This is a genomic window from Muricauda sp. SCSIO 64092 (assembly GCF_023016285.1).
Taxonomy (GTDB): domain Bacteria; phylum Bacteroidota; class Bacteroidia; order Flavobacteriales; family Flavobacteriaceae; genus Croceivirga.
Genome location: NZ_CP095413.1, coordinates 1,935,613 through 1,944,792 on the forward strand (window position 1 = coordinate 1,935,613; position 9,180 = coordinate 1,944,792).

Annotated in this window: 10 protein-coding genes; 3 read left to right on the forward strand and 7 right to left on the reverse strand. The window is 43.0% G+C overall.

The genetic code is table 11. The annotated features are described in order from the left end of the window. Positions 1–169 precede the first annotated feature (169 nt). Both L0P88_RS08030 and L0P88_RS08035 read left to right on the forward strand, forming a co-directional pair. A complete protein-coding gene (locus L0P88_RS08030) occupies positions 170–1,246 on the forward strand; it encodes a hypothetical protein (RefSeq protein ID WP_247134082.1) in 1,077 nt (358 codons plus the stop codon). A gap of 1 nt (position 1,247) precedes the next feature. Continuing rightward, positions 1,248–2,003, forward strand: a complete 756-nt coding sequence (locus L0P88_RS08035; protein ID WP_247134083.1) for a tail fiber protein — start codon at positions 1,248–1,250, stop codon at positions 2,001–2,003. Between the two features lie 136 nt (positions 2,004–2,139). Here the strand turns inward: L0P88_RS08035 and trxA are convergent, their stop codons facing one another. From trxA to L0P88_RS08050, 3 genes are read right to left on the reverse strand one after another with little or no spacing between them, the layout of a single operon-like run. Then, a complete protein-coding gene (gene trxA, locus L0P88_RS08040; RefSeq protein WP_158778155.1) occupies positions 2,140–2,427 on the reverse strand; it encodes a thioredoxin in 288 nt (95 codons plus the stop codon). After that, positions 2,414–3,424 carry a DUF3365 domain-containing protein gene (locus L0P88_RS08045; RefSeq protein WP_247134084.1) on the reverse strand — a complete coding sequence of 337 codons (1,011 nt, stop codon included), beginning with the start codon at positions 3,422–3,424 and terminating at the stop codon, positions 2,414–2,416. Before L0P88_RS08045 ends, trxA begins: the two co-directional genes overlap by 14 nt. 18 nt (positions 3,425–3,442) lie before the next feature. Beyond that, positions 3,443–3,787 carry a rhodanese-like domain-containing protein gene (locus tag L0P88_RS08050; RefSeq protein WP_247134085.1) on the reverse strand — a complete coding sequence of 115 codons (345 nt, stop codon included), beginning with the start codon at positions 3,785–3,787 and terminating at the stop codon, positions 3,443–3,445. 282 nt (positions 3,788–4,069) lie between these two features. On the opposite strand from L0P88_RS08050, the gene L0P88_RS08055 reads away from it, so the two are divergent. Further along, positions 4,070–4,939: an FkbM family methyltransferase gene (locus tag L0P88_RS08055; RefSeq protein ID WP_247134086.1), complete on the forward strand. Its 870-nt coding sequence runs from the start codon at positions 4,070–4,072 to the stop codon at positions 4,937–4,939. Positions 4,940–5,211: 272 nt separating this feature from the next. Here L0P88_RS08055 and L0P88_RS08060 read toward each other — a convergent pair whose 3' ends face one another. From L0P88_RS08060 to L0P88_RS08075, 4 genes are all read right to left on the reverse strand, one after another. Continuing rightward, on the reverse strand, positions 5,212–5,583 hold the full coding sequence (locus L0P88_RS08060; RefSeq protein WP_247134087.1) for a rhodanese-like domain-containing protein: 372 nt from the start codon (positions 5,581–5,583) through the stop codon (positions 5,212–5,214). Next, positions 5,580–5,852, reverse strand: a complete 273-nt coding sequence (locus L0P88_RS08065; protein WP_247134088.1) for a heavy-metal-associated domain-containing protein — start codon at positions 5,850–5,852, stop codon at positions 5,580–5,582. Before L0P88_RS08065 ends, L0P88_RS08060 begins: the two co-directional genes overlap by 4 nt. Before the next feature lie 4 nt (positions 5,853–5,856). Continuing rightward, on the reverse strand, positions 5,857–7,266 hold the full coding sequence (locus tag L0P88_RS08070) for an MBL fold metallo-hydrolase (RefSeq protein WP_247134089.1): 1,410 nt from the start codon (positions 7,264–7,266) through the stop codon (positions 5,857–5,859). Positions 7,267–7,333: 67 nt separating this feature from the next. Continuing rightward, positions 7,334–9,076 carry a SulP family inorganic anion transporter gene (locus L0P88_RS08075; protein ID WP_247134090.1) on the reverse strand — a complete coding sequence of 581 codons (1,743 nt, stop codon included), beginning with the start codon at positions 9,074–9,076 and terminating at the stop codon, positions 7,334–7,336. Between the last annotated feature and the right edge of the window lie 104 nt (positions 9,077–9,180).

Here is a 9,180-nt window from a genome sequence, read left to right on the forward strand (position 1 = left end):
CCTCGATTTGCTGCGGCAATTGCAAAAGAATTTCCCGGTTTAAAACGATTATATTTAGTTGTTTTCCTTCCTTATTGTAGGAAAAATATTTCGTATTTTTAATAATCAAATTAAACACAGGGCTGCACTCCGCGTCCCTTCTATTTTAAGTACTTAACCAATTTAAATTATGAGAAAGATAGCGCTATTCATAGGTATTTCCCTATTCGCAATTAAATCAACTTTTGGACAATTTGATCAAAGCTATAGGGGGCAAGGCCATACCAAACCCTCCCAAACACCTTGGATTCAGTTTTATGGGGGATTTGTCGATGATGATCTTGCCAATTATCCGGCATCCTACGGTTCACTTTTCGGATATTCCAATGTGAACAATGGGTATGGCTATTCTTACCAACTATTTAAGGGACACACAAAACCCCAACTCAAAGTTAGGTTTGCCAATTTTTCTGCCGGGGACCAATGGTATTCATGGAAATCCCTTTTTGACAGTGGCAATAATATCATTTACGAAGGGGGAGATATTGAAAGCAGAATAAGGGGATACACTCATATTTATGGTAGGCCCAACGACGGAATTTTACATTTACATGGAGGCACTTCCAATGGCCCTGTTTTCATAAATTACAATGAGACAGGGAATGTTGTACTGGTAAAAGGTGGGGGAAGGGTCGGAATAAATACCAATTCACCAAGTGACCTTTTGACCATTGAAGAAGAAAATTCCTATGCCACTATTCGGTTAAGAAGAACAGGGGCGTACCCAGCAGATTTTAGGATCTGGTCAGGCTACAATCAACTTGAATTCAGGAACTCTGCCAATGACATCAAAATGGTAATGGAGGACAATGGCAATGTGGGTATAGGAACTGCGTGGGCCGAAGCGAAACTAACGGTGGCCGGGAATATCCACTCCCGTGAAATTAAGGTTAAGGTCGACGCCGGGGCCGACTTTGTTTTCAACGATTCCTATGATCTAAGATCACTTGAAGAGACCGAAAGGTTCATTAATCGATATAAACACCTTCCTGAAATTGCTCCCGAAAAGGAAATGCTGGAGAATGGGGTTCTGATTGGAGAGCTGAATATTAAACTCCTTCAGAAAATTGAAGAACTGACACTTTACACCATTCAGCAAGAAAAGAAAATCAAACATCTTGAAAGGGAAAACAAACAACTGACCATGGTAAGCCAAAAACTTTTGGAGTTACAAACTAGAGTGGAAAAATTAGAATCGGAAAAATAAAATGAAGAACAGAATTTACATTATTTATGTAGTGTCCCTGTTAGGTTTACCATCTTATGCCCAGTGGACAGATAATGGGAACAATCTAACAACAACTGATAATGTTGGTATTGGCACAACTAATCCGACTTCGAAATTGCAATTAATGGATGGAAATAGCGGATTAACCCTTCATGCCAATAATGTTTGGGAGGGAATAGGATTCAATAGAAGTGCAAGGACAGGTCAAATATTGAATACAAATAAAACAGCTTGGCAATTTACGGCCAGGGATGAACGCTTTTCCCTTGAAGGGTACAACGGGGCAACCAACAGTTTGTTAAATGTTTTGAAAAATGGCAATGTCGGTATCGGAACAAAAAATCCCGATATGAAATTGACCGTTAAAGGCAATGTTCATGCCGAGGAGATGAGAATTGACCTTAGCGTACCTGCTCCCGATTATGTGTTCAAGGAAGATTACAAGCTTAGAACTATTGAAGAAGTAGAGCAATTCATAATAGAAAACCATCATCTACCGGAAATGCCATCCGCAAAAGATTTTGAACAGCACGGAGTCATGCAGGCCGAAATGGACATGAACCTTCTTAAAAAGATTGAAGAGCTTACGCTTTATCTCATTGAACAGAACAAACAAAATCAATCGCAAAAAGCTCGAATCGAGCAACTTGAAAAAGAGTTGGCGGCCTTGAAAAAAAGTAATGGAATTACCAGGGATACTATGACGAACGTGTCTAAGTACTTTCGGGAAAAGTGATTGTATACAAAAGGTCGAACACCTATTGCACAATAGTACATACAGGGCAAAAATTTGAACATCGGAAAAAAACGAACTGGCTGGGGTTCAAAAAAGTCCTTACCGAAACATCTTAAGAAAAGCGGGGTGCTGGGCCTTAAGTTAGCAACCCTACCAACTGGTTGGCCTGCACCACACCGGATTGGCGCCACACCAGTTCCCCATTTTTAAAGACCATTAAGGTGGGTACGCCGCGCACCTGATATTTTTGTGCCAAAGCCTGGTTTTTATCCACATCTATCTTAATGATTTTTGCCGCATCCCCCACTTGGTCCTTGACCTGTTCCAAAATGGGCATCATGGTTTGGCATGGGCCACACCACGTGGCATAAAAATCGATTAGGACAGGTTTGTCCCCTGTGATGATTTCCTTAAAACTCGACATTTTCCGGTTTATCAAAAGTTATGCTCCAAATCCCCCTAACCTCATTGATACCATAGCCCAAGGCCTTATCACTGGGATACTTTTCCTGTAAGAGGTTCCGTACCTCCAAAGATACATCCGTTTTGGGATTTCCATGGCATTTCAAACATAGGGCATTGGTGACTATGGGATAGTAAAACTGTACCTTTTCCCCCAAATCCTCCACAACGGGTACAAGCTTTTCATCGTTTAGGACCAGGGTTTGGAACGTTTTCATATGTTTCAACTCCCTTTCATTGGCAGTATTGTTCGGGTTACGCGGTCTATCGGTCACCCGTTTGATCTTCGCATTAAAAACTACGGACATACTATCGGTAAGGGGATAGGCCCTTTCATTACAAAATGTAACGGCTTCAACCGGCCCTTTTTCCTGTAGCGCCCCCATTAAGTTGGCCCCCAACACCTTTTTTGTGCCCAAGGCATAGGATAGCCCAATTTCGGCATAGCCCTTATCCTCCGCTCCAATCCATTTCTTTTGCTCCCTGTTCGTATACGGCTCAAAACCATGGGAAGCCCAATGTGCTTCAAACCAATCGGGTTCCTCAATTTGGTAGTCATGGAGATAGGCAGCCATCTTTTCAACTTCATCGCTGCGAAACACCTGTTTCGGCATCAATCCAAACCTTTGTACCGCGCCTTTTAATTTGGCATTGGGCGCCTTTGGGTCCATTACAAATTGAACAAAGGAATCCAAGAACATTTGCCTATTGGTAAAGTGTTGTTGGTAATGGGTCTTGATCGCTATCATGGGAGGCCCTACCCTGCCCTCTTTTTGGGGTGCTGTTGGACTATGGCATAGGTAACATTGTTGCGCCATGAGCCTTTTGCCCTCGCCGTAGTCCGTTAGTGAAAACGTATCTTTAGCACTATTGATGGTGTCCGAATTGTCCCCCTTTTGGTTTTTACAGGAGAGGGACAATAGTAAAATGGTCATCAGGAGAAGGGATGGTCTTGCCATTGGGATCATGGTTTTACACTAACGCGACCACGCACCGTACCCCCCGGAAAGGTCAATGACGGTTTCAAAACCCATTTTAACCAACCGTTTTGCCGCTTTCTGGCTACGGTTACCGGATTGGCAATAGAGATAAACGGCTTTGTCCTTATCCATTTTTTCAAAGGATGCGTTAAAGCTGCCCAAACTAAAAAAGTCGATGTTTTTGGCCCCCTTTATATGGCCGGAACGGAATTCCCTTGCCGTTCTAACGTCTACCAGTTGCACCTTACCTCCTTTTATGGCTTGGGCATAATCCGCTTTTGATAGGACCCTGACCTTATCTGAGGCCTCTGTTTTTCCAAAAAATCTCTTGAGTAGTGACATTCTTACATTGTATTTCGGTTTAAAAGTAGTTCAGGAGGGTGTTTGCCACAGTAACCTGGGTTACATTGCTTAAAAGTTAATCTTTTTGACAAGGTTCACACTATTTCCCACTAAGTAATCCATAAAGAATTCCCTGGAACCATAGTTCGGAAACGAAAGTTCCCTGACCAACTCGATAAATCTTTTGTCCTGTAGCTCTAAAGGTTGGCGTATATTTGAAAACACATAGTTTTTACCAACTTGTTCAAAAGATATCACATACCTTAAAGAAGAAATGAAACCATGTTAAAATACATTAAGCAAAGCATTAGGAGAAAGAAAGCTAGACGGATAACCAAAGAGTATCCATATAGGATAAGTGAATACAATTTGGAACAAGATGGTATCATTCAGTTTGCCAATTGGGAAAATCCACTCGTCAATACTATTACTATTACCCAATCCGAAGTAAATTTTTTCAGAAAGTTTATCAATCAAGGTGATTTTGTTATAGATATAGGTGCAAATATTGGTGATACAACGGTTCCAATAGCTCTAGCTGCCGGCAAAGAAGGTGTTACTTTGGGGGTTGACCCCAACCCCTACGTGTTCAAGCTATTGGAGGTAAATGCAAGCTTAAACAAGGAGAAAACCAATATTATCCCAATGCTGAATGCCATTTCCACTGAAGATAGGGATTATTATTACATATCTTCTGAGGCTTCGTTTGCAAATGGGGGCATATCCCCAACAAAAGACAGTAAGCATGGAAAGTTTGTTTACCCAAATAAGGTTAAAGGAATCAACCTTTTGGGTTTTTTGAATAAAAATTATAGAGACCTGTTAAACAAACTTTCATTTATCAAAATTGATACTGAGGGATATGATAAAGAGATAGTGAAATCCATAACGGATTTACTGTTGGCCCATAAACCTGTTATAATAGTTGAAAGTTTTGGGAAGAGTCCGGATGAAGCAAAAGAAGAGTTATTTGAAGTAATCAACAAGAATGGTTACCGTCTGTTTTATTTTGAGGATTTTAAGGACAAGACCAATATTCAGGAAATAACAATCGCAAAAGCAATGACCAATTGGAGACATACCATCAATATTTATGCACTTCCCAATGAAAAGGTTGATAGCAGTGGCAACTTAATAAAAGGTCATCCCTAAGAAGTCTGTTTAGGAATTTGTGATTGGAATTGTTATAGGCCATTTTAGTGCGGAACGAGGCACGATATAGCGAAAGCTATGGGCGAGCCGGAGCGACGGAAAGGCATAGCCATGGTTATGGACTAAAATTTTAATGATGTGCCGTGCAAACCGGCCTACTGGCCAGGCAGGAAAGGACATAAGAAAACAATTGAAAAATTCCTAAACAAACTCTAAAACAAAACATAGGAGGAGGGAATCCTTTTTTAAATCGATTATCCATATACCAAGACTTATTCTGTCACCCAATCTTTGTAACCGCCCGAATAATCAAAAATTTGGGTAAACCCTTTCTTTTTCATCAATTCTGCCGCCCTATTGCTACGCCCTCCCATTCTGCAATACAGGTACACCGGTTCTTCTTTGTCCAGGCCTTCTATCTGTTCCAAAAAGGTTTTTTTATCAATAATGTTAAAGTTAAGGGCATCATCGATATGCCCGGATTCGTACTCCTCCTGGGTACGCACATCCACCAATTGTACCTTTTTCCCAACAACCTCTTTCTGAAAAAAGGTCTTGTCCACAATGGTGATCTTTGCAGGCGTTTCCTCTTTACAGGAAAGACTTAAACCTAAGAACAGGCAACAAAGCAAGCAACGCTTCATGATTTTGATAGTCGACCGGCGGCACAGCTCACAAAAGACTTTGTTTTGGTAAGCAGCCCATTTTCGCTATCCACCTCGGGATAGCCCAGAGCCGCCAGCTTTTGTTTTATGCCCAAAAGTACATTTTCGTGGGCATACACAACACTTACCGCACCTTCCAATTCATCGACTTCAACGGTATCCACCCCTTCAAGTTCACTTACTTTATTTTTAATAGTGGCAGCACAACCACCGCACTTTAAATTTTGAATGGCAATTGTAGTTTTCATAGGATTAGTTTGAAGTTGTTGGACAAACGAAGTCCGTAGTTTTGATTCCTGCTTTTTTAATGGCTCCAAATCCTCCCGCAACATCCACCAAATTATGGATACCACGACTCTTTAGGATGGAGGCCGCTATCATACTTCGGTAGCCTCCTGCACAGTGCACATAGAAGGTGTCTTTTGCCGGAAACGCCGCCAAGTGGTCGTTTAAAAAATCGAGGGGTGTTAGGTGGGCATCTTCCAGATGTTCCGCATTGTATTCCGTTTCCTTTCTAACGTCAAAGATGGGTGCCTTTGCTTCAACATGGACCTTAAAAGCTTCTGCATCCATGCTTGTTACGCTATCCGTATCCTTACCGGCAGCTATCCAAGCCTCCAAACCTCCTTTTAGAAACCCTATGGTACCATCAAAACCAACCCTGGACAGTCGGGTTATGGTTTCTTCTTCCTTACCGTCAGGGGTAATCAACAAAATAGGTTGTTTTACATCGGCTATCAAAGCGCCGACCCAAGGGGCAAAGCTCCCGCCCAAGCCAATAAAAATGGATCTGGGGATATGCGCTTTGGCAAAATCACTTTGGTGACGAACGTCCAATACCACGGCTCCGGTTTCGTTGGCAGCAGTTTCAAAAGCTTCCGGGGACAGCCCAACGGCTCCGCGTTCGATAACGTCTTCAATATCATCATATCCTTCCTTGTTCATTTTAACGTTCAAAGGGAAGTATTGGGGTGGGGGCAATAATCCGTCCGTAACCTCCTTTACAAACTCTTCCTTTGTCATATCGGCACGCAGGGCATAGTTCATTTGCTTCTGGTTCCCCAACGTATCCACCGTTTCCTTCATCATATTCTTACCGCAGGCAGAACCCGCACCGTGCGCGGGATATACGATGACATCATCTGCCAGGGGCATGATCTTGGTCCTAAGGCTATCGTATAAGGTGGCGGCCAGCTCTTCTTGGGTCATATTGGCTGCTTTTTGTGCCAAATCAGGTCGTCCCACATCGCCTAGAAAAAGGGTGTCCCCACTAAAAATGGCATGATCTTTCCCGTTTTCATCCCGCAACAAATAGGTAGTGCTTTCCATGGTATGTCCTGGGGTGTGCAACGCTATGATCTCAAGCTTCCCCAAGGGAAACACCTGACCATCCTCTGCAATAATGGCCTCAAAAGAAGGTTTGGCACTGGGACCATATACTATTGGAGCCCCGGTTTCCCTGGAAAGGGTTACGTGGCCACTCACAAAATCGGCATGAAAGTGGGTTTCAAAAATGTATTTGATCTTAGCCTTATCCCGTTTTGCACGCTCAAGATACGGTTGAACCTCGCGAAGAGGGTCTATAATGGCCACCTCTCCCTCACTTTCAATATAATAGGCCCCTTGAGCCAAGCATCCGGTATATATCTGTTCTATGTTCATTACGCTAAAAATTTAATTCAAAATTAGGGGTAACACCTTAAAAAGGAGGTAACTTTTGTCACATAAATTACGATTCTTTATGTTGGAGTGAAACTTTTTCCTGAATGGCGGTACGCTCCACTTTTTCCAAACTATCCGCATAGGCCTCTGCCGTTCTCACATAGATATTGTCCTGCCCTATTACCTCCACCAATCCGCTTTTTTTAAGGATGTCACGTAGGGGACCAATGGCTCCGGCCAGTTTAAAGACAATGCCCCTATCACGCAACTGTACGATCAAGGTCTGTAATTGCTTTGCAGCGGTATCGTCCAGGTAATTTACAGGTTCGGCATTGAGAATGACATATTTTAGTGCTTCCCCCTTTTTATCCACTTCCTTTAACAGGGCAGTTTTGAAATACTGCACATTGGCAAAAAACAATTGGGCATCAAAACGTATCATTAAAACCGCATCATGAACTTCCACCTCTTCACTAAAACGATTTATATTCTTAAAATACTCCATCCCCTTTATTTTTCCAAGAACCGCAATATGGGGTTTGGAGATTCTATACACCAACAGGACCAAGGAGAACAATACCCCAAAAATAATACCTTCGGATATGCCAATTAGAAGTGTGGTGAAAAAGGTAATTAGGAACAAAACAAATTCATCCTTTTGTTGTTTGAGCAATTGTCTCGGGTATTGCATGTCAATAAGGCCATAGACCGCTACTAAAATAATGGCACCCAAAACGGATTTGGGCAAATAGTAAAAAAACGGGGTCAAAAAGAGCAATGTTGCTCCAACTATGATGGCACTTATTATTGAGGCGAAACCTGTTTGGGCCCCTTCTTCCACATTCACTGCGGTCCGTGACAAGCCGGCATTCGTCGGAAAGGACTGAAAAAAGGAGCCTACGAGATTGGAAAAGCCCAATGCCCTTAATTCCTGGTTTGGCTCCGTATACTGGTCATTGGATTGTTGCTCAACCGCTTTGGCAATGGTCATGGCCTCCGCAAAAGCGATAAAAGCCAAAGCCAATGCCGTGGGAAGGGCTATGACCAACTGTGAGGTTGTAAACTTTGGGAGCACAAAGGCCGGCAATCCTTGGGGAACAGTTCCCAGAATATGGACATCCGTTTCGTTTACCATAAAAAAATAGATGCCGATAATGGAGAGGATGACCACCAACATGGCAGCTGGAAGCTTACGGTTCAGCTTTTTTAACCCCCAAATGACCAGGATGGCCCCAATTCCAATGGAAAGGTCATAAAAATTGGTTTGCCCCAAATTTTGGAGTACCGCACTAAAAGTAGAAAAAGTGCCTATGGTTTCCAGTTCCAGACCAAAGAGGTATTTCAATTGGCTCACGGCAATGACCAGTGCCGCTGCCGAAGTAAATCCATTGACCACGGGCCTGGAAAGAAAGTTGGCCAAAAACCCCATTCGGAAAAATCCCATGACCAGTTGCAAGACCCCGACCAACAATGCCAAAAAAAGGGCCATGGCGATGTAGTCCTCCATATTCGCCAGTTTCATGGCCGCCAAACTTGAGGCCACGATCAAGGAATCCAAGGCTACTGGGCCAACGGCCAGTTTTCTACTGGACCCTATAAACGCATAAAGCAGGTTGGGGACCAGGGCAGCGTACAACCCATATACCGGGGGCAGGCCAGCAATTAGGGCATAGGCCATTCCCTGTGGAATCAACATGACACCTACCGTTATCCCCGCAGAAATATCCCCGGAAAGGGATGCCCTTTTATAGTTGGGCAGCCACTCCAATATTGGGAAATACCGTTTTAACATGGCCACAAAGGTAACCACCTTTTACCGTTGGGTCAGTGACCTGGATGACATAGTCCCAAATTAGGTCATCAGATTGGCTCCATACCCCATTGAGCTTATGATGGTCATCTTGGATTTCCCAT